Origin of the sequence: Mesorhizobium sp. M1307, assembly GCF_040318155.1 — a bacterium.
In the GTDB taxonomy this organism is placed as follows: Bacteria; Pseudomonadota; Alphaproteobacteria; order Rhizobiales; family Rhizobiaceae; genus Mesorhizobium.
Map to the genome: position 1 here is coordinate 306,565 of NZ_JAMYLR010000001.1, position 21,131 is coordinate 327,695.

Annotated in this window: 20 protein-coding genes; 8 read left to right on the plus strand and 12 right to left on the minus strand. The window is 62.5% G+C overall.

Annotation, left to right across the window (positions count from 1 at the left end; all coding sequences use genetic code 11):
• Nucleotides 1–25 precede the first annotated feature (25 nt).
• The 6 genes from tmk to NKH16_RS01510 all read left to right on the plus strand — a co-directional run bounded on the left by tmk (nt 26) and on the right by NKH16_RS01510 (nt 5,865).
• On the plus strand, nt 26–700 hold the full coding sequence (tmk, locus tag NKH16_RS01485; protein WP_352448921.1) for a dTMP kinase: 675 nt from the start codon (nt 26–28) through the stop codon (nt 698–700).
• Nucleotides 697–1,752, plus strand: coding sequence for a DNA polymerase III subunit delta' (locus NKH16_RS01490; protein ID WP_352448922.1), 1,056 nt, complete (start codon nt 697–699; stop codon nt 1,750–1,752). The genes tmk and NKH16_RS01490 overlap by 4 nt, the downstream gene beginning before the upstream one ends.
• Before the next feature lie 153 nt (nt 1,753–1,905).
• Complete coding sequence (gene metG, locus NKH16_RS01495) at nt 1,906–3,456, plus strand: methionine--tRNA ligase (RefSeq protein ID WP_352448923.1); 1,551 nt, start codon at nt 1,906–1,908, stop codon at nt 3,454–3,456.
• Complete coding sequence (locus tag NKH16_RS01500; RefSeq protein WP_352448924.1) at nt 3,456–4,250, plus strand: TatD family hydrolase; 795 nt, start codon at nt 3,456–3,458, stop codon at nt 4,248–4,250. The genes metG and NKH16_RS01500 overlap by 1 nt, the downstream gene beginning before the upstream one ends.
• Before the next feature lie 3 nt (nt 4,251–4,253).
• A complete protein-coding gene (locus NKH16_RS01505) occupies nt 4,254–5,072 on the plus strand; it encodes an MBL fold metallo-hydrolase (RefSeq protein ID WP_023675062.1) in 819 nt (272 codons plus the stop codon).
• Nucleotides 5,073–5,274: 202 nt separating this feature from the next.
• Entirely contained in the window at nt 5,275–5,865 is a 591-nt protein-coding gene (locus NKH16_RS01510) for a hypothetical protein (protein ID WP_352821645.1), read from the plus strand.
• A gap of 101 nt (nt 5,866–5,966) precedes the next feature.
• Here the strand turns inward: NKH16_RS01510 and NKH16_RS01515 are convergent, their stop codons facing one another.
• Genes NKH16_RS01515 through NKH16_RS01530 form a run of 4 tightly spaced genes read right to left on the minus strand, consistent with a single transcriptional unit; the run spans nt 5,967 to nt 8,592 of the window.
• Nucleotides 5,967–6,521 (minus strand): DUF2076 domain-containing protein, encoded by a 555-nt coding sequence (locus NKH16_RS01515; protein ID WP_352747224.1) that lies wholly within the window; start codon nt 6,519–6,521, stop codon nt 5,967–5,969.
• Between the two features lie 32 nt (nt 6,522–6,553).
• Nucleotides 6,554–7,261 carry a Bax inhibitor-1/YccA family protein gene (locus NKH16_RS01520; RefSeq protein WP_352747227.1) on the minus strand — a complete coding sequence of 236 codons (708 nt, stop codon included), beginning with the start codon at nt 7,259–7,261 and terminating at the stop codon, nt 6,554–6,556.
• Nucleotides 7,262–7,285: 24 nt separating this feature from the next.
• Entirely contained in the window at nt 7,286–8,059 is a 774-nt protein-coding gene (locus NKH16_RS01525) for an anti-sigma factor family protein (RefSeq protein ID WP_352747230.1), read from the minus strand.
• Nucleotides 8,056–8,592, minus strand: a complete 537-nt coding sequence (locus tag NKH16_RS01530) for a sigma-70 family RNA polymerase sigma factor (RefSeq protein WP_502894949.1) — start codon at nt 8,590–8,592, stop codon at nt 8,056–8,058. The genes NKH16_RS01525 and NKH16_RS01530 overlap by 4 nt, the downstream gene beginning before the upstream one ends.
• A gap of 218 nt (nt 8,593–8,810) precedes the next feature.
• On the opposite strand from NKH16_RS01530, the gene NKH16_RS01535 reads away from it, so the two are divergent.
• Nucleotides 8,811–9,995 (plus strand): amino acid aminotransferase, encoded by a 1,185-nt coding sequence (locus NKH16_RS01535; protein WP_352747234.1) that lies wholly within the window; start codon nt 8,811–8,813, stop codon nt 9,993–9,995.
• Between the two features lie 136 nt (nt 9,996–10,131).
• Complete coding sequence (mazG, locus tag NKH16_RS01540; RefSeq protein ID WP_352747236.1) at nt 10,132–10,956, plus strand: nucleoside triphosphate pyrophosphohydrolase; 825 nt, start codon at nt 10,132–10,134, stop codon at nt 10,954–10,956.
• Between the two features lie 6 nt (nt 10,957–10,962).
• Here the strand turns inward: mazG and hflX are convergent, their stop codons facing one another.
• The 8 genes from hflX to dusB form a co-directional block, all read right to left on the minus strand.
• A complete protein-coding gene (gene hflX / locus NKH16_RS01545) occupies nt 10,963–12,354 on the minus strand; it encodes a GTPase HflX (RefSeq protein WP_352747239.1) in 1,392 nt (463 codons plus the stop codon).
• Nucleotides 12,355–12,600, minus strand: coding sequence for an RNA chaperone Hfq (gene hfq, locus NKH16_RS01550; RefSeq protein ID WP_006202172.1), 246 nt, complete (start codon nt 12,598–12,600; stop codon nt 12,355–12,357).
• Between the two features lie 145 nt (nt 12,601–12,745).
• A complete protein-coding gene (locus NKH16_RS01555; protein WP_352747242.1) occupies nt 12,746–13,609 on the minus strand; it encodes a D-amino-acid transaminase in 864 nt (287 codons plus the stop codon).
• Nucleotides 13,610–13,697: 88 nt separating this feature from the next.
• Entirely contained in the window at nt 13,698–15,059 is a 1,362-nt protein-coding gene (ntrX, locus tag NKH16_RS01560; protein ID WP_352615761.1) for a nitrogen assimilation response regulator NtrX, read from the minus strand.
• Nucleotides 15,049–17,334 carry a sensor histidine kinase NtrY-like gene (locus NKH16_RS01565; protein ID WP_352821634.1) on the minus strand — a complete coding sequence of 762 codons (2,286 nt, stop codon included), beginning with the start codon at nt 17,332–17,334 and terminating at the stop codon, nt 15,049–15,051. The genes ntrX and NKH16_RS01565 overlap by 11 nt, the downstream gene beginning before the upstream one ends.
• Nucleotides 17,335–17,463: 129 nt before the next feature.
• Nucleotides 17,464–18,924 carry a nitrogen regulation protein NR(I) gene (ntrC, locus tag NKH16_RS01570; RefSeq protein ID WP_023675074.1) on the minus strand — a complete coding sequence of 487 codons (1,461 nt, stop codon included), beginning with the start codon at nt 18,922–18,924 and terminating at the stop codon, nt 17,464–17,466.
• The gene (locus NKH16_RS01575) at nt 18,921–20,063 is read right to left on the minus strand and encodes a two-component system sensor histidine kinase NtrB (RefSeq protein WP_352747246.1); all 1,143 of its coding nucleotides are present in this window, start codon (nt 20,061–20,063) and stop codon (nt 18,921–18,923) included. The genes ntrC and NKH16_RS01575 overlap by 4 nt, the downstream gene beginning before the upstream one ends.
• Complete coding sequence (gene dusB, locus NKH16_RS01580) at nt 20,060–21,085, minus strand: tRNA dihydrouridine synthase DusB (protein ID WP_352747247.1); 1,026 nt, start codon at nt 21,083–21,085, stop codon at nt 20,060–20,062. The genes NKH16_RS01575 and dusB overlap by 4 nt, the downstream gene beginning before the upstream one ends.
• Nucleotides 21,086–21,131: the final 46 nt, after the last annotated feature.

The following is a 21,131-nucleotide window of genomic DNA, read 5'->3' on the forward strand; positions in this document are numbered from 1 at the left end:
GGTCCCCGAAGTATGGACAAAGGCTTTGGCGCGCGGATTTTTCATCACTTTTGAAGGCGGCGAAGGAGCAGGCAAGTCGACGCAGATCGAGCGGCTGGCAAAGAAGATGCGCGCCAAGAAATACGATGTGCTGGTGACGCGTGAGCCGGGTGGCTCGCCGGGCGCGGAGGCGGTCAGGCATGTCCTGCTTTCAGGCGCAGCCGAGCCGTTCGGCCCCAAGATGGAAGCGCTGCTTTTCGCCGCTGCGCGTTCCGACCATGTCGAACAGGTCATCCGGCCGGCAGTCGAGCGCGGTTCGGTCGTGCTTTGCGATCGTTTCATGGATTCCTCGCGCGTCTACCAGGGCGTCACCGGCGGCCTCGACCCGGCATTTATGGACGCATTGGAGAAGGTCGCCATCAACGGCATGGTGCCGGACATGACACTGATCTTCGACATCGACCCCGCCGAGGGCCTGAGGCGCGCTACCGCCCGGCGGGGCAGCAGTGACGGACCGGACCGCTTCGAGAAAGAAACATTGGCCATCCACCAACGCCGGCGCGAGGCGTTTCTCGCGATCGCCTCAGCTGAACCCGAACGCTGCGTTGTCGTCGATGCCTCAGCCGACCTAGATGCGGTGGAGGATGTCGTTACCGCCGCGGTCTTCGCGGCTCTCGAGAGGATGATGCCGGCGCAAAGAAGGCAGGCGGCGCCAGCATGATTTTCGAACGCATCGCGCCCGAACAGCACGATACGCTGGACGGGGTGCCCGAGCCATCCGAGACGCCGCGTCTTGTCGGTCACCTGCAGGCGGCCAACATGCTCGCCACCGCTTACCGCTCGGGAAAGCTGCCGCACGCACTGATCTTTGCCGGACCGGTTGGCATCGGCAAGGCGACGCTGGCCTTTCACCTGGCGCATCATCTGTTGAAGCACCCGGCCTTCGAGCAGGCGCCGGAGAGCCTTGCCGTTCCAGATCCGGCTTCGTCGCTGTTTCGACAGATCGCCACCGGCGCGCATCCTTCGGTGCTGCATCTTACACGCCCGGCGAACGACAAGACCAAGAGCTTCAAGACAGTGGTGACGGTCGACGAAATCCGCAAGGTCAGCCGTTTTCTGTCGCTGACCTCGCACGACGGCAGCTACCGGGTGGTTATCGTCGATCCCGCCGACGACATGAACACCAATGCTGCCAATGCCTTGCTGAAGAATCTTGAAGAGCCACCCGCGCGCACCTTGTTCATCCTCATCGTCCATGCGCCGGGCAGTCTGCTGCCGACGATCCGGTCGCGCTGCCAGATGGTGCGGTTGGCGCCGCTAGATGCCGAGAGCTTGATGACGGTTCTGGAAGGCATCGAGCCGCCGCCACCGGAGGATCCTGGGGCGCGCGCGGCGCTGGCGGAGCGGGCAGGGGGCAGCGCGCGCAATGCGATCCTGTTGACGCAGTATGGAGGGCTCGAAATCGCCGCCACCCTCGACGCCCTGGTGATGTCCAAGAAGATAGATGTCGCAGGCGCCTACCGTCTTGCCGAGGCGGTCGCCGGCCGCGACCAGGCGATCCCGTTCGAGATATTCAATCGCCGCGCGCTTGATCTGCTGTCGGCCGGCGCCAGCCAGGCCGCGCTCGCCGGCGATCTCGCGCGGGCCAAAACGCTGTCGGATACTTGGCACGAGGCTTTGAACGCTATATCTGAAACCGAGACCTACAATCTCGACAAAAAGCAGCACGCCCTGACCATGATCGACCGCCTGAATTCTGCAATGCGAATGTGACGGCCGCCGGCGTGGCTTTGAAGCCCCTGAGTATTGATCCCAATCAATCGCAGGAACTTCGAAGCCACCACATTGGCGTCGGATGGCAATTGCCGTTTCGATGCGATATCTCACCGCGACATCTTTCATTCAGACATTCATGACGGCTCATCCATGGCACGCGAAAAATACTACGTCACGACGGCTATTTCCTATCCGAACGGCAAACCGCATATCGGCCATGCCTACGAGTTGATTGCCACCGACGCGCTGGCCCGCTTCCAGCGGCTCGACGGTAAGGACGTGCTCTTTCTCACCGGCACCGACGAGCACGGCATCAAGATGCTGCAGACGGCGAAGAGAGAAGGTATTTCAGCGCGCGATCTGGCAGACCGCAACTCGGCCGATTTCGAGCGCATGGCCGTCGCGCTCAATGCCTCCAACGACGATTTCATCCGCACCACGGAAAAGCGGCACTACAAGGCCTCGCAGGCGATCTGGAAGGCGATGGCCGCCAATGGCGACGTCTATAAAGGCGGCTATGCCGGCTGGTACTCGGTGCGTGACGAAGCCTATTACGGCGAAGAAGAGACCGAGGTGCGTAGCGACAATGTCCGCTACGGGCCGCAGGGGACGCCGGTCGAATGGGTCGAGGAAGAGAGCTACTTCTTCCGGCTGTCGGCTTATCAGGACAGGCTCCTTGCACTTTACGAAAACCAGCCCGATTTCGTCGGTCCTGCCGAGAGGCGCAATGAGGTGATGAGCTTCGTCAGGTCCGGCCTGAAGGACCTATCGATCTCGCGCACCACGTTCGACTGGGGCATCCCGGTGCCGGGCGACGAGAAGCATGTGATGTATGTCTGGGTCGACGCCTTGACCAACTACATCACCGCCGCCGGCTATCCGGATCCGGCCAATGAGAGATGGTCGTTCTGGCCGGCAAACGCGCACGTCATCGGCAAGGACATCGTCCGCTTCCACGCGGTCTACTGGCCGGCTTTCCTGATGTCGGCTGGCATCGAATTGCCGAAGCGCGTGTTCGCGCATGGTTTTTTGTTCAACCGCGGCGAGAAAATGTCGAAGTCGGTCGGCAACGTCATCGACCCGTTCGCGATGATCGAGCACTACGGCCTCGACCAGGTGCGCTATTTCTTGCTGCGCGAAGTGCCGTTCGGCCAGGACGGCAGCTACAGCCATGATGCGATCGTCAACCGCACCAATGCCGACCTTGCCAATGGCCTCGGCAATCTGGCGCAGCGCTCGCTGAAGATGGTCGCCAAGAACTGCAGCGGCGCGGTGCCAAAGCGCGGCGAACTGACCGAAGCCGACAGCGCCATCCTCGACCAAGCGGTGGGGGCACTCGCCGTCGCGCGAAAGGCGATGGCGGATCAGGGCATCCATTTGGCGCTGGCGGCGATCTTCGGAGTGGTGGCCGAAGCTGACCGCTATTTCGCCTCTCAGCAACCCTGGGCGCTAAGCAAAAGCGATCCGGACCGTATGAAGACAGTTCTGTGGACGACGATCGAAGTCGTCCGGCGCGTGACGCTGCTCTGCCAGCCCTTTGTTCCGGGGTCGGCTGCAAAGCTGCTCGACCTGCTGGCGGTGCCGGCAAACAACCGTGACTTTGCGCATGTCCACGCCGACTATGCGCTGGTGCCCGGCACGGCATTGCCCGCGCCGGAGGCGGTCTTTCCGCGTTACGAAAAGCAGGACGCGAACGCCTGATGCTGGTCGACAGTCACTGCCACCTCGACTTTCCGGATTTCGCCGAAGAGCGGGCGGCCATTGTCGCCCGCGCCCTAGCGGCCGGCATCGGCCGAATGGTGACGATCTCGACGAGGGTTAGGCGATTTAACCAAGTGCTTGAGATTGCAGAGACTTTCGATGAGGTCTATTGCTCGGTCGGCACCCACCCGCATAATGCGGCCGAAGAGCTTGATGTCACTGTCGATGATCTGGTGCGGCTCTCTGCTCATCGCAAAGTGGTGGCGATCGGCGAGGCCGGACTCGACTATTTCTACGATCATGCGCCGCGCGACGCACAGGCGCAGGGCTTTCGCACCCACATCGCCGCGGCGCGCGTGACCGGTCTGCCGCTGGTCATCCATTCGCGCGACGCCGACGACGACATGGCTGATATCCTCGAAGAAGAAACGGGGAAGGGCGCCTTCCCCTTCATCCTGCACTGTTTTTCGTCGGGGCGCCGGCTGGCCGAGATCGGCGTGGCGCTTGGCGGCTACGTCTCGTTTTCCGGCATCCTCACCTTCAAAAACTCCGCCGAGCTGCGCGCCGTCGCCGCCGATGTGCCGCGCGACCGTCTGCTGGTCGAAACCGACGCGCCATACCTTGCGCCGATCCCGTTTCGCGGCAAGCGTAATGAGCCCGCCTATGTCGCGCATACAGCCAAGGTGCTGGCCGAGACGATCGGCTTCAGCGAGGCCGAGATCGCTAATATCACCACGGATAATTTCTTCCGGCTGTTCAGGAAAATGCCGCGCCCGAGCGCGCCGGGCGCCTGACGCATGAGCGACCGGTTACGTCTTACCGTCCTCGGCTGCGGCTCATCGCCGGGCACGCCACGCATCACCGGCGACTGGGGCAATTGCGATCCCGCGAACCCCCGGAACCGGCGCACGCGCACCGCAGCGCTCGTCGAGCGGATCGCGGCGAGTGGCGCCCGGACCACGGTCGTCATCGACACCGGCCCGGATTTCCGCGAGCAGATGCTGCTGGCATCGGTCAAGCGCATCGATGCGGTGGTCTATACACATCCGCATGCCGACCATATCCACGGCATCGACGATTTGCGCGGCTTCGTGCTCGAGCAGCGCCACCGGATCGACATCCATGCGGATCAGGCTACCATGCTGCGCCTACGCGAGGCGTTCCGCTACTGTTTCGAAACACCGAAAGGCAGTTCGTATCCGCCGATCGTCAACGCCCATATCATCGACCACCACAGGCCGGTGGTGATCGCAGGCGAGGGCGGCGCCCTCACCCTCGAACCGCTGCTGCAGCTCCATGGCGACATCACCTCGCTGGGTTTCCGCATCGGCGGGCTGGCCTATTGCCCTGACGTCAGCGACTTTCCGGAGGCGACCGCCAAGCGTTTGCGCGGGCTGGACATGCTGGTCATCGACGCGCTGCAATACACCGTCCATCCGAGCCATCTGTCGCTTGGCCAGGCGCTTGGCTGGATCGAAAGACTGGCGCCGAAGAACGCGGTGCTGACGCATATGCATGTGCCACTCGACTACGCTACGGTAATGGCCGAGACGCCGGCCAACGTCGAGCCTGCTTATGACGGCATGACGATCGAAATCCCTTACGAATCAGCGTGAAAGACTAAGTTTTTACGTCCTGGGTTCCCGAGTTGGATCTCGCGAGGTGCTAGCTTCACGTCACATCCAATCGGCCATGCCAGTTCCATAATCTATCTTATGCGACTACACCTATAGGATCCGTCGGCGGCGAGATCAGGCCGGTCACTCTAGACATTCGCAACAGCGCTGTGGGGCAACGGGCATGCTAGGGTTGCGAATCATGAACACGCTTCCGCTGCTTGCAAGTCTTGCCCTCACCCTCGCCTGCGCGCTCACTGGCGCGCGAGCGCAGGACCTTGATCGTGCGCCAGGCGAGAACGACCTGGCTTTCGCCAAACGTGTTGTTGGGTTCGCCGACAATGCTGTTCCGCACACCACAGCCGTGAGCTGGAATGGCCTCCAGACACTCTTCGTCGATTACCAGACCGCTGAGGACTATCCGGAACGCCCGCTCGTCGCGCTGCAACGGCTAGCCGACAACAGATATCGCGCAATCCAGGTCACGATCGGTGAACAAGAGGGCGACACACCGGACATAGCGCTCGGCCTCGCCAACGCCGACCACGACCCGGCAAAGGAACTGATCGTGATACTTTCCTGGGCTCAGATGCACTACGATGTCGAAGGGACGCTCTACGAAGTTCGCATCTTCGATGGCCCCAAGCCAGGCCAGAAGGCGCTGACTCAATTGAAAGCGAGCCGGAAGTTCGATGCCACATGCGACTGCCATTGGCGCGACGGCGCAACGAAGCACTTCCGCTTCAAGACGATCGCGGCGGTCAAGGCTGAACTGAAGCGCCTGGGCTATTAGCCGCCGGCGAGGGCTCGCTTCCCGGATGTTGCCTCGCCATCTCGCCTATGCTGACCCGCAATCGTCACCAGCGCCAGCACAGGCACAGGCTGGGTCGCTCGTCAGAACTCCATATCACCGAAGTCACCGCCATTATCGGAGCTGGAATCGCCTGCCTGATCGGCTTCGTCCGGCTGCGGCGTCGGCTGTTCAGCTGCCTTCGCTTCGCTGCCGCCAAACCCGCCGGCGATCGCGTTGCCGAGCAGCACGCCGCCCGCCACGCCCATCGCGGTCTGCGCGGCGCCGGCAAGAAAACCGCCGCCTGCCCGCTGTGGCGAGTCCTGCGGCCCTTCAGTTGCAACGGAGGCGGTGCGCCCTACCCGCGGAACCGAGCCTGAGCGCCTGCCGCCGCTGCGGCCGAAGAAGCCGCTGAGCGGTCCACCGCCGGCCGGCTGCCGCGCCTGCTCCTCCAGTTCTTCTATGCGCGCCTGAGCTGCGTTCAGGGCCTGCTCCTGAACCACGATCGTCTGGGCCATGTAATATGGCGCCCCAGGCTGCTGGGTGATCTGGTCCTGGATGAAGCGCTCTGCTTCGGCATCGCGCGGCGGCGCCTGGCGCTCGGCGCTTGCCAACTTCTCGAAGAGCTGTCCGATCGCTTGCTGATCATTTCTGTCCATGATGTCCAACTCCGGTCTTGGTTCAACGCCGGCTATTCGCGCTCGCCGGTGAAGTTCAACAGCAGTTGGAAGATGTTGATGAAGTTCAGATAGAGCGAGAATGCACCGAAGATAGCGAGTTTCTGCTGTGATTCCGCGCCGAAGTTTTCCGCGTACTGCTCCTTGATCGTCTGGGTATCCCAGGCGGTGAGGCCGATGAAGACGGCGATGCCGATCACAGAGATCGCGAATTGGAGCGCGGTCGAGCCCAGGAAGATATTGACGATGCTGGCGATCACCACGCCGATCAGGCCCATGATCAGGAACGACGAAAACTGCGTCAGGTCGCGTTTGGTCGTGTACCCGTAAAGGCTGGTCGCGCCGAACATGGTGGCGGCGATGAAGAAGGTGCGTGCGATGCTGGTGCCGGTAAAGACCAGGAACACGGAAGCCAGCGACAGGCCCATGACCGCGCAGAACGCCCAGAACATCGCCTGGGCGCCGGCTGCCGACATCGCCTGCATCCGAAAAGAGAACAAGAGCACAAAGGCCAGCGGGGCCAGCATCACCACCCATTTCAGCGGTGTGGAGAAGATCGGCACGTAAAGGGCGGGCGTGGAAGCCACCACGAACGCGATCACGCCCGTAACGACGAGGCCAAGGCCCATATAGTTATAGACGCGCAGCATGTGCCGGCGCAGGCCTTCATCGTAGACGGCTCCGGCTCGGGCTCCGGCCCCGATATATCCGAGATTGTTCATGTGGTTCTCCTTCTTGCAGGTCGATCAGTAAAGCGTTTTGGCGAGCGCTTCGGCCGTGCGATCGAGACCGCCGACATCGCTGCGTCCGACGACCGCGTAGGCGACCTCGCCGATCTGGAAATAAGCCGAGGAAACTTCGCCCGAGGGAACGACGGTCGGCTTGACGACGTCGAATGTTCCGGGCCTGATCGCGAACAACGAGACCAGCCCCATCTCTTTCGTCTCGACAGCCATCTCGACGCTCGGTCCGAATTGCGATGGATAGATCTGCACGTCACGGACCGTCCAGTCCGCTGGCAGCGATGGCATCACGATCGCCGTCGCGGCGCGGATTTCGTCGGCATTGTAACCGGGTGCTTCGAGTTGTGACGACATCGCCTCGCGCACGAGCGTCGTGCGGTGCGCCCGGACCGCGTCCTCCACATAGGCCGGCGGATGGGTCGAAGCGACGACTTCCGTCACCGATATCGGTCCGATGAGCCCGTTCGCAAGCCAGCCGGCAGCGACGAAGACAGCAACTGCCGCAGCTCGCTGCAAAGCACCAAGGACGCGGCCGCGCGCCAATCCCCGCTCCAGCCGCCGTGCAGCATCGGCCGTCGCGGGCCGCGCCATGCCTTTCGATCCGGCAAGCGCCACGCGCAATTCGTCACGCATCCGTAAGTCGGACATCACCCGCGCGGCCGCGTCCGGGCGGGCCGAAAGGAACGCCTCAACCTCGATGCGACGAGCCACGTCCAGCTGATCGTCGACATAGGCGTCGAGATCGGCGTCGGTCACGGGATCGCGCAGTTGGTTCATGATCCACCTCCGACGATCTTCAGATGGCCTTTCGCGCGTGCCGGCACCGCGCCCTCCATCTCGCGCAGGGCCGCACGCGCCCTGCCGATGCGCGACATCAGCGTGCCAAGCGGCACGCCACTCACCTCAGCGGCCTGGCTGTAGCTAAGCCCCTCGATGGCGACGAGATGCAACGCCGAACGCTGCTCCTCCGGCAATTCGAAAAACGCTTCGCGCACCTGCGCCAGACGGACCGAATGTTCCTGCGGAGCCTGGACATTCGCCTCGGCGGCGAGATAGCCGGCCTGTTCGATGCGCATTGCTTCGGATTTGCGGGACCGCAGACCGTCGATGAATGCATTATGGACGATCGACAGCAGCCATACGCGAAGATTTCCGCCGGAGCGGAAGCTGCCGCGTCGCTCATAGGCACGCACCAGCGCATCATGCACCAGATCCTCTGCATCGGCGCTGTCGCGCGTCAGCGAGCGTGCATAGCGGCGCAGCGAATCGAGATGTCCCAGAATATCGAAGCGTGGCATCGGCCGTTTCATGTCCTGTTTACGGAGCAGGTCGGGATGTTAATCCCGCTCTCCCCGAAATTTTCTTACGGCTCGCCGCGTTCTCGTCCTGGGAGATATCGGGCCCGCTCTCGCCCGCCAGATAGTATCGGTCGGCTTCGAGGCAAACCGGCGCCGAGTTGGCGCATATGAAACTGCTGGCAAAGTACGGCCGGTTTGCGTATCACTCCGCCGCCAACGGAACCTTATCGATGTTCGAAAATCTCCAGCCCGCGCCTGCCGACAAGATCCTGGCCTTGATCGGTCTCTATCGCGCCGACCCGCGTCCCGACAAGGTCGATCTTGGGGTCGGCGTTTATAGGGATCGCGACGGCAAGACGCCGGTGATGCGCGCGGTGCGCGAAGCCGAAAAGCGGCTGCTGCAGGGCCAAGATACCAAGACCTATCTCGGCCTTGCCGGCGATACCGCCTTCAACGCGGCGATGGCCAGGTTGGTGTTCGGCCCAGCCGCCGACATGACGCGCATTCGTGCGGCGCAGGCGCCAGGCGGCTCCGGCGCGCTGCGGCTGGTAGCAGAGCTGCTGAAAAGGACCCGCACCGACGCGATGGTCTGGCTGTCGGATCCGACATGGCCGAACCACATGCCGGTGATGCGCGCCGCTGGCCTGCAGACACGCGAATATCCGTATTTCGACGCTGCTTCTGGTGCGGTTCGCTTCGACGACATGCTGAATGCATTGAGAACCGCGAATCCTGGCGACGTCGTATTGTTGCATGGCTGTTGCCATAATCCGACGGGGGCCAATCTAGACATCTCGCAATGGGCTGCCATTGCCGATCTTGTCGTTGGGCGCGGCCTGCTGCCCTTTGTCGACATCGCCTATCAGGGCTTTGGCGAGGGACTTGATGCGGATGCCGCCGGCTTGCGCCTTCTGGCGGCAAAAGTTCCGGAAATGGTCGTTGCCTCCAGCTGCTCGAAGAACTTTGCCGTCTATCGCGACCGAGTCGGTGCAGCGCTGATCATGGCGAAAGGTGGCGCGCAGGCGGATTTGGCGATGGGCCAGATGCTGTCGGCGGCGCGCGCCATGTATTCGATGCCGCCGGACCACGGCGCGGCGGCGGTGCGCATCGTGCTTGAAGACCCCGCATTGCGTTCCGACTGGGAGGCAGAGCTTGAAGAGATGCGGCTGCGCATGCTGCGGCTGCGCGTCCAGTTCGCCGAGGCGCTGCGGCGGCAGTCCAACTCCGACCGTTTCGATTTCGTCGCCAGCCATCGCGGCATGTTTTCCCGGCTTGGCCTGTCGGAAGCGCAAGTCGAGCGGCTGCGCTCCGAGCATGCCATCTATATGGTCGGCGACAGCCGCATCAACGTTGCCGGCCTGCCCGAGGACGGCATGGATGCGCTCGCCAAGGCGATAGTCTCCGTGCTCGACTGATGCTTTTGCTAACTAGGATCTTCCGGAAACCGGCTTCCACTTTCGTATCATGGTCTGGCGGCCCGTCTGTGGACAAGGCGCCCTCACCGGCTGAAGCCGTTGGCCGCACAGCCGTGTACAGGATAGCGTTTCCCAGATGAAACCCTCGAAAGACATTTCCCGACTGATCGAGATCATGGCAGCGCTGCGGGCGCCGGAAACCGGCTGCCCGTGGGATATCGAGCAGGACTTTTCGACAATCGCGCCATACACGATCGAGGAAGCCTACGAAGTGGCGGACGCCATTGCGCGCGGCGACCTCGACGATCTGCGGGATGAACTTGGCGATCTCCTGCTGCAAGTGGTCTACCACGCGCAAATGGCCGAGGAGGCGGGCGAATTTTCATTCGGCGATGTAGTCCAGGCCATCACCACAAAAATGATCCGCCGCCACCCCCATGTCTTCGGCGACGACAAGGCGCGCAGCGCCGGCATGGCCAAGGGCATGTGGGAAAAGATCAAGGCAGAGGAAAAGGCGGAGAAGCGCGGTGCGCGCCTCACCCGTGGGCTCGACCCGGAAGACCATGGCAAGGGCTTTCTCGACAGCGTGCCGGTCGCCCTGCCCGCACTGACCCGAGCGCTCAAACTGCAGGAAAAGGCCGCCCGCGTCGGCTTCGACTGGAGCGAGGCGGCACCGATCCTCGAAAAGATTGAGGAGGAGATCGGCGAATTGCGAGAAGCGCTGGCCAAAGGCGACAGCGCGCCGATCAAGGATGAGTTCGGCGACATGCTGTTTGCGGTCGTCAATCTCGGCCGGCACCTCAAAATTGATTCCGAAGCGGCACTCAGTGGCACCAACGAAAAATTCCGATCGCGCTTCCACTATGTCGAGCGGACGCTGCAAGCGTCGGGAAACAGCCTCGAAGAGGCGACGCTGGACGAGATGGAAGCGCTCTGGCATCAGGCAAAAAGGGCGAAGTAAACGCCTCTACCCGTTGTTTTGACGGCGCAATCGGCTTTCGATCTCCTGCCGAGCGCTGTGTGTAGCCTTGAGCGCGACGGTCACGCTGCCATCCTCATTGTCGTCGCGCGAGACGATGTCGCCGTTGCGGTAAAGCCAGTCGACGACGCCGAGTTGGTCGGGCTTGAGTGTGACGGTGAACGTCTCCAGTTCGCCCGACATCATCGTCTCGATGATCGTCTTCAGCGCATCGATGCCCTCGCCGGTTACCGCCGATATGGCGATCGGCGGTGCCTTCTTGCCGTCAGCACCATCGGCAAGCAGCCGCGCCCGGTTGCCCTCGTCGAGCCGGTCGATCTTGTTCCATACTTCGATGACGCGCTTGCTATCGCGGGCATCGACGCCGAGATCGGTAAGGATGCGCTCGACATCTTCGGCCTGCGCGGCCGTATCGGGATCGGAGATGTCGCGCAGATGAATGACGAGGTCTGCCTCGACCACTTCCTCCAGCGTCGCCCTGAAGGCCGCGACCAGATGCGTTGGCAGGTCGGAAATGAAGCCGACCGTATCGGAAAGGATGATCGGCGTGCCGTGCGGCAGGCGCACGCGGCGCAGCGTCGGGTCGAGCGTGGCAAACAGCATGTCTTCGGCCAGCACCCCTGCTCCGGTCAGCCGGTTGAACAGAGTCGACTTGCCGGCATTGGTGTAGCCGACGATCGCCACCACCGGAAATGGCACCTTCTTGCGCTTGGCGCGGTGCAGGTCGCGGGTGCGGCGCACAGTTTCGAGCTCGTGCTTCAGCTTGGTGATCTTGTCCTGCAGCACACGCCGATCCGACTCGATCTGGGTCTCGCCAGGGCCGCCGAGAAAGCCGGCGCCGCCACGCTGGCGCTCGAGGTGGGTCCAGCTCCGCACAAGGCGGCCTTTCTGGTAGTTGAGATGGGCAAGATCGACCTGCAGCGTGCCTTCCTTGGTGCGGGCGCGCTCGCCGAAAATCTCCAGGATCAGCCCGGTGCGGTCGAGCACCTTGGCGTTCAACTCTTTTTCGAGGTTGCGCTGCTGTACCGGGGTCAGCGGATGATCGACAATGACCACTTCCGCGTGGCCCTCTTTGACGATCTCAGCGAACTCCGCCACCTTGCCGCTGCCGAGCAAGGTCGCCGGGCGTGGATCGTTGACGGTCACCACCGCCGTGTGGACCAGGTCGAGGTCGATTGCGCTGGCGAGGCCGACGGCCTCGTCGCGACGAGCCTCGGCGGAGCGGGTCAGGCGGGGGCGGTTGGTGTCGTCGTCGCCACGAGGCTGCCGGGTAAGCACCGGCACGATAACCACCGCCCGGGTCGGGCCGTTGGCCTCTGTCCCGGTCTGATGTGCTGGTTTTCCGCGAACGCTGCGGTCCGCGTCTTTCTCACGTGCCAATCAGGCGCCCTGGCTTTCCTCACCATCGAACATCTGAACCGGCTGGCTCGGCATGATCGTGGAAATAGCGTGCTTGTAGACAAGCTGGGAATGGCCGTCGCGACGCAGCAGAACGCAGAAATTGTCGAACGAAGTGACCACGCCGGTCAGCTTCACGCCGTTGATGAGAAAGATGGTGAGTGGATTTTTGCTCTTGCGAACTGAATTCAGGAACAGGTCCTGAAGATTTTGCGATCGTTCCGCCATTGTTCTTGTCTTTCGCCGATCCCCTTCGGTTTGCAGGCCAATGCGCCAAATTAGCCGGCACATGTCAAGCACGCAAACACCATCTTGCCGTCAGTAACGACAAGCAGAACGAGATATATTGATGTTCATTCCATCTGTGCGGTTATCAGGCTGGACTTTTTTCCGCAACGTCAAAAAAGGCCTGCCGTAATGAAACTGTTATCGAGCCCGGGTAGCCGTTGGCGACGGGAGCGCCATCGATCGCCACCACCGGCATGGCAATCGTGGTCGCGGAGCTGATGAAAACCTCGCGCGCGGTCTTGGCTTCAGCCACCGAAAAACCGCGCTCCTCGATCTTCAGGCCGAGCTTGGCGGCCACGTCGAACAGCGTCGTACGGGTGATGCCGCGCAGGATGCCGTGCTCGGCCGGCCGCGTCACCAGCACGCCATCCCCGGTGATGATCCAGGCGTTCGACGATCCACCTTCCTTGACGGTGCCGTCGACATCGACGAACCAGGCCTCCTGAGCGCCGGCTTCCTTGGCTTTCTGCTTGGCCAGCACGTTCGGCAGCAGGCCGACCGACTTGATATCGACCCGATCCCACCGGTTCTCCGGCACCGTGATAACCCGGATCCCGCTCTCGGCCCGCTTCGCGGCAGCTGCAGGATCGGCTTTTTTGGCAGTCACCACCAGCGACGGCTTCGTGTCCGCCGGCGGGAAGAAAAACTCGCGGCTGGCGACGCCGCGTGTCACCTGGACATAGACCAGGCCGTCGACGACATGGTTGCGGCGCACCACCTCGCGCATGACGAGCGGCAGCACGCCGCGCGTGATCGGCCAATCGATCGAGAGTTCGGCAAGTGAGCGGTTCAATCGGGCGAGATGGCGCGGCATGTCGACGATGAAGCCTCGTGCCACCTCGCAGACCTCGTAGACGCCGTCGGCGAATTGATAGCCACGGTCCTCGATATGCACGGAAGCTTCGGCGTGAGCGACGTAGCGCCCGTTCACATACGCAATGCGCGGCATGGCTAATCCCTGAAAAAAGTCCAGCTTTCTTATCCGATTCCAAGACCGCCGTAACCGATAATTGGGTGGGCCACGACTGGTTTGGCTGTCAGACGCCCAGCGACTTCAGCTTGCGGTGCAATGCAGAGCGTTCCATGCCGATAAACTCTGCCGTCTTCGAGATATTGCCGCCAAAACGGTTGATCTGGGCGATCAGATAGTCCTTCTCGAATTGTTCGCGCGCTTCCCGCAGCGGCAGCGCCATTATGTGCTGATCGGATTTGTTTGGAGTGCGCGGCATGACGTCGCCGATCTCGGCAGGCAGGAGATCGGCGGTGATCGGCGCATCGACATCGTCGCCGCGCGCCAGGATCATCAGCCGCTCGACATTGTTGCGCAACTGGCGAACGTTGCCCGGCCAGTTATGCGCCTGCAGCACCGCCAGCGCGTCGTCGCCGATGCGGCGCGGCTTGATGCCGGCCTGGCGAGCGATCTGCTTCATGAAATTGTCGACCAGATAAGGAATGTCCTCGCGACGCTCGGCCAGTCCCGGCACCATGACCGGAACCACGGCCAGGCGATGATAAAGGTCCTCGCGGAAACGGCCGTCGGCGATCATGGCTTCCAGGTTCTGCGAGGTCGACGAGATGATGCGCACGTCGACCTTGACCCGCTTGGTGCCCCCTACCCGCTCGAACTGCTGTTCGACCAGCACGCGCAGGATCTTGTTTTGCGTCTCGCGCGGCATGTCGGCCACTTCATCGATGTAGAGAATGCCGCGATGGGCTTCCTCCAGCGCGCCGACCTTGCGTTCGACGCCGTTCGATTCGGTGCCGAACAACTCGATCTCCATACGCTCAGGCGTGATGTTGGCGGCGCTCAGCGTCACAAACGGTGCACTCTTGCGCGCAGAGAGCGCGTGGATGGCGCGCGCCGCCAGTTCCTTGCCCGAGCCGGAGGGGCCGATAATCATGACGCGGCTGTTGGTCGGCGCGACGCGCTCGATGGTCTGGCGCAATTGGCTCATTGCCGATGACATGCCGATGAGGTCGAAAGTCTCGCCGCTGCGCAGCTTGAGATCCGAAACCTCGCGTCTCAATTTGGAGGTTTCGAGCGCCCGTTCGGCAATGAGGATCAGCCTGTCGGCCTTGAATGGCTTTTCGATGAAATCATAGGCGCCGCGGCGGATGGCCGAGACTGCCGTTTCGATATTGCCGTGGCCCGAGATCATCACCACCGGCAGGTTCGGGTGCATCGTCTTGATCTCGTCAAGCAAGACAAGGCCATCGAGCCGCGAGCCCTGCAGCCAGATGTCGAGGAAAATCAGCCTGGGTGCCCGGTCGGCAACCGCCGCAAGCGCGCTGTCGGCGTCAAACGCCGTGCGTGTTTCGTGACCTTCGTCGCTCAGGATACCGGCGACGAGTTCGCGGATGTCTTCCTCGTCATCGACGATGAGAATATCAGACGCCATTACCGACCTTTTCAGTTTCTTTTTCGTGTTCCGTCTTGCCCTCGCCGCGTATCGGAACGGTGGCGGCAACCGGCAGGATGATGCTGATCATTGCGCCCCGCCCATCGTGGAAGTCCGCTGGTGCATCGTGCAATTCGAGTCGCCCGCCATGGTCCTCCACGATCTTCTTGACGATAGCGAGGCCAAGCCCGGTGCCTTTCTCGCGTGTCGTCATGTAAGGCTCGAGCAAGCGCTGCCGGTTTTCGCGCGGCAAGCCCCTGCCGTTGTCGATGACGTCGATTCGAATCGCGCCATTCTGACGCCCGGCTTGAATCCGGATTATGCCGTGCGGACGATCCTCTGCATCAAGTCCGTCGATGGCCTCGGCAGCATTCTTGATGACGTTGCCGAACGCCTGCGCCATCAGGCGGCTGTCGAACGTGCCTTTGAGCGGCTCATTGCCGAAGACGCGCTCGAAGGTGATGTCGGCGCGGCTCACTTCGACCAGGAACGAGGCCTCGCGCAACGAATCGCGCAGATCGATTGCCTTCATTTCCGGTTTCGGCATGCGGGCGAACGCCGAGAACTCGTCGACCATGCGGCCGATGTCCTCCACTTGCCGGATGATGGTGTCGGTGCATTGATCGAAAACCTCACGGTCCTCGGTGATGACCTTGCCGTAACGGCGCTTGATGCGCTCGGCCGAAAGCTGGATCGGCGTCAACGGGTTCTTGATCTCGTGGGCGATGCGCCGCGCCACGTCGGCCCATGCAGAGGAACGCTGTGCCTGGACCAGATCGGTAATGTCGTCGACTGTCACGACGTAGGATTTATCCTCCGAACCGTCGTCGCCGGCTTCGATCGTGATCTGCACGTTGAAGGTCCGTTCGGTGCCGGCACGATAGAAGGTGACCTGTTCGCGATAGACCGGCTTGCCCGATTTGCGGCCGATCTCGAAGACGCGGCCGACATGCGGCAGCACGGCGGAAAGGTTCTGCCCAAGCGCTGCCGTGGCGGATATGGCCAGCATCGTTTCGGCCGAACGGTTGACGATGGTGACGATGCCATATGGATCGACGCCGATGACCCCGGCGGTGACGCCGGCAAGCACCGCCTCCGAAAAGCGCCGCCGCTCGTCGATCAAATCCTTGGCCGACAGGATCTCGTTGCGCTGCGATTTCAGCTCCATCAGCATCTTGTTGAAGGTGTCGCCGAGCGAGGCGACGTCACCGTCGGAGGGGCGGACAGGCACGGCCACGTCGAGATTGCCGGTAGCGACCTCGTCGGCCGCGCCGATGAGCTGACGAATCGGCCGCACCAGGCGGTCGGCCACCGCAATGCCGGTCCAGATGGCGGACAGGATGATGATCAGCGTCAGCGACAGATAGGGAAGCGCGAAAGCCACTTGCGAGGTGCGGCGATTGTCTTCGAGACCGCGATATTCGGCGGTGTTGGATTTGACGATCTGCCGCGCCTTTATCACCTCGGGATCGACGAGGCGAATGGTGTAGAGATAGAGGCCGTCGATCTCGCGCAGCTTGACGATGGCACCCATGATGTTGCGGGTGCGCGGTTCTATCAGCACCGGCTTGCCGTCGGCAGCGCTTGCCACGGCGCCCTCAGGCGGCTCCGGCATGGCAAAGTCCGCGTCGGTCTTGGCGCTCATAACGAAGGAACCATCGGGCTTGATGAGTGCTGCGTGCGCCAGCGAACGTCCCACCGCCTCCTTGTTCATGAGGTCGAGAAAACCGGTACGATCGAGGCCGTAAAGCGTGCGCGAAGCGTCGAGGTCGTAAGCCATCGACAACGTCGTGCCCTGAAGATTTCGCGCGTTTTCCTGCACATAGGCGTCAGCGATCGACAATGACGAATTGACGATCGTCTTGGTGCGGATCTCGAACCAGCGGTCGAGGCCGATGTCGAGCGTGATCGACGCGATGATCGCCACCATGATCGCGGGGATGGCGGCGACTAGCGCAAACATCGCCACTATGCGCACATGCAGGCGCGACGCAGCCTTGCCATGCCGTCGTGCCATCAGGATGCGATGCACCTCGCGGCCGACCAGCAAGATCAGAAACAGGACGAACGCCGCATTAAGCGCAATCAGCGCCAGCGTCGTCCTTGCGTCGGGCTTGATCGGCGTGGCGCCAACGAGAATGGCGAAGGAGATCGCCGCCGTCACCAGCGCGCCGGCAATGGCGACCACGCCCGGCAGCGCAAGCAGCCGGCGACCGTCTCGCGCGCCCGTATTGCTGAAAAGCGATTTGCTCAGTGTCGGTGCGTGCAGGGCCATGTCGCCGTCTAGAGCCAGTGATTGCGTCGGATGTATGCAACGCATTGTGGCGATTATGCAACAAGTGTGGCCGAGACGGAAATCTTTCGGCAATCGATCCCCCGGGAAAGCGCTCGAAAAGGGATTCGTCTAGACCTGCCTGGACGATTTGTAGACGTTGACGCCGAGTTCGCGAATCTTTTTGCGCAGCGTGTTGCGGTTGAGCCCCAGCAATTCCGCAGCCTTGATCTGGTTACCGCGCGTTGCGGTCATCGAGGCGAGGACCAGCGGGTATTCGACCTCGGAGAGGATTCGCTGATATAGCCCGGCCGGGGGCAAGTCGCCGGCAAACGAGGCAAAATAGCGTTGCAGGAAATGCTCCACCGCCTGGCCGATGGAAAGGTCGTCGGGAATGAGGTTGCCGCCACCTGGAACGACAGGCCTTTCACCGGTCTTCAACTCCGCCTCGATGATCTCGGCGGAAATCTCGTCCTGCGAATACAGTGCGGCCAGCCTGCGGATGAGGTTTTCGAGTTCGCGCACGTTGCCCGGCCATGGGTAGCGCTTCATCAGCTCGATGCCGCCGGTGGAAATGCGCTTGGTCTGCAGGCCCTCACTGGCGCCGAGCTTGAAGAAGTGCCGGACGAGGTCCGGAATGTCCTCCGATCGCTCGCGCAGCGCCGGCAGCCTGAGCGGCACAACGTTCAAGCGGTAGAACAGGTCCTCGCGGAAAAGCCCCTGATTGATCAGTGTGCGCAGGTCCTTGTTGGTGGCAGCGACGATGCGCACGTCGGTCTTGATCGGCGTGCGACCGCCGACCGTGGTGTATTCGCCCTGCTGCAACACACGCAGAAGCCGCGTCTGCGCTTCCATCGGCATGTCGCCGATCTCGTCGAGGAACAGCGTGCCGCCTTCGGCCTGCTCGAAACGGCCAGTGGAGCGGTTCTGCGCGCCGGTAAAGGCGCCCTTCTCGTGCCCGAATAGTTCCGATTCGATCAGGTCGCGCGGGATCGCCGCCATGTTGATGGCGACGAAGGGACCGCCTCGGCGGCGGCCGTATTCATGCAGCGCGCGCGCCACCAGTTCCTTGCCGGTACCCGACTCTCCGCTGATCATGACCGTCAGGTCGGTCTGCATCATGCGGGCCAGCATGCGGTAGATGTCCTGCATGGCCGCCGAGCGGCCGACCAGCGGCATCGTCTCCGGCGGCTCGTCGGCCCGCGTATCGATCTTCGGCCGCCGCGGCTCGGAAAGAGCGCGGTTGACGATGTTGAGCAGCTCGGTCAGGTCGAACGGTTTTGGCAGATACTCGTAGGCCCCGGTTTCGGAGGCACGAATTGCTGTCATGAACGTGTTCTGCGCACTCATGACGATGACCGGCAGTTCCGGTCGCGCCTTCTTGATGCGCGGCAGCATGTCGAAGGCGTTCTCGTCAGGCATGACAACGTCGGTGATGACCAGATCGCCCTCGCCCGCCGCCACCCAGCGCCACAGCGTCGAGGCATTGGAGGTGACGCGCACGTCGTGGCCGACGCGCGAAAGCGCCTGGTTGAGGACAGTGCGGATGGCCGCATCGTCGTCAGCGACGAGAATATTGCCGCGAACGGTCATTTGCGGTCTCCTTCAACGTCGTCGTCGGTGCCAAACTGGGTTTCTTTCCACGCCGGCATCAGGATGCGGAAGGTGGTCCCGCGCGGCGTCGATTCGCATTCAATGATGCCGCCATGCTCGCCGACGATCTTTGCGACCAGCGCCAGACCGAGACCGGAGCCGTTCGGCTTAGTGGTGATGAAGGGATCGAACAGGATCGGCAGGATATCCTCGGAAACACCCGAACCGTTGTCACGCACGCAGAATTCCAATGGCAGCGACACGCGGTCCTGCGTTCCGGGTACGGAAACACGGATGCCCGGACGGAAGGCGGTCGACAGCATGATCTCGCCCTGCGGATCGCTGCCGATCGCCTCGGCGGCATTTTTTACCAGATTGAGAAACACCTGGATGAGCTGGTCGCGATTGGCAAAAACCGGAGGCAATGATGGATCATAATCCTCCAATATCTTGATCCGCTTGGCAAAACCGTTCTTGGCGATTGCCTTGACATGGTCGAGCACGACATGGATGTTGACAGGGTAGCGGTCGATCGGCCGCTCGTCGGAAAACACCTCCATGCGGTCGACCAGCGAGACAATGCGGTCGGTCTCGTCGGTGATCAGCCTGGTCAGTGCGCGATCCTCGTCGGACGCCGACAGCTCTAGCAACTGCGCCGCACCACGAATGCCGGACAGCGGGTTCTTGATCTCATGGGCAAGCATCGCGGCAAGGCCGGTGACCGAGCGCGCCGCACCGCGATGCGTCATCTGCCGGTCGATCTTGTCGGCCATTGAGCGTTCCTGGAACATCACCACGACGGAGCCTGGAAATTCCGTCACAGGCGCGACGTAGAGATCGACCACCTTCTCGATGCCGAGCCGCGGCGACGACACGTCCACCCGGTATTCGTTGACTGGCGCCCGGCGCTCGCGCACCTGGTCGACAAGCGTCAGCAGCGGACTGCCGAAAGGAATGAGCTTGTGCAGCGTATTGCGCGCGAGCATCGTGGCGCTCGACCGGAAAAAATCCTCGGCATCGGCATTGGCGAAGGTGATGAAGCCTTGCGGATCGACCATGATCACCGGCCGACGAATGGTGTTGAGCACAATATGCGCGGCGTCCGCCATATCCGTGCTCTGTGTGACGGTGGCGTTCATGCCGCACTCCGCAGGTTCGCCGCTTCGGGAGCGCTTGAAAATACGTCGCGCAGCAAGGCAATGACACGCCCAGGCTCGAAAGACGTGAGTATGGCCTTGCGCCGGTCGTCGCTTGTGGCGGCGTGGCGGTCGAGATACCAGCCGAGATGCTTGCGCGCCTGGCGCAATCCGCTTTCCACGCCATAGAGCGTCAGCATGTCTTCGTAATGGGCAATGACGTAATCGGTCAGCGCTTGCGGGCTTTCCGGCATGCCGGATACCGGCTCGGCCAGCGCGGCCGCTACAATGCTGCCGGCGGTCCACGGCGCGCCATAGTGCGCACGGCCGATCATCACCGCGTCGGCGCCGGATTGGTCAAGGATCGACGCAGCCTCTGCCGGCGAGCCGACATCGCCATTGGCAACCACAGGGATCGAGACGGCCTGCTTGACGCGTGCGATGGCACGCCAGTCGGCCGTGCCCTGATAGAACTGGCAACGTGTGCGGCCATGCACCGTCACCATCATCACCCCGGCCTGCTCGGCGCGTCGCGCCAGCATCGGCGCGTTGAGCGCGCCTTCGTCCCAGCCGAGCCGCATTTTGACCGTGACCGGCACGTCGACCGCGCCGACTACCGCTTCGATCAGCGACAGCGCGTGGTCGAGGTCTCGCATCAGTGCCGAACCGGCATAGCCGCCCGTCACCTTTTTGGCCGGACAGCCCATGTTGATGTCGATGATGTCGGCGCCTTCGCCGACCGCGATTCGCGCGCCCTCGGCCATGTGCATCGCCTCGCGGCCGGCAAGCTGGACCATGTGGACAGGCAGCCCGGAATGACGGATGCGCAGGCCCGAGCCAGCCCTGCCCTTTGCAAGCTCACCGCTCGCCACCATTTCCGACACGACCAGCCCGGCGCCATGGGCATGGGCGCGCTGCCGGAACGGCTCGTCGGTGATGCCCGACATCGGCGCGAGAAACACGCGGTTGCGGATTCTCACGCCACCCACACCCAGCGGCGAAGCCAATTTGGTCACATCAGGCATGCACAAAAACCAAGCACCTTCGGTTGCTGCACATTCTCTAGCCAGA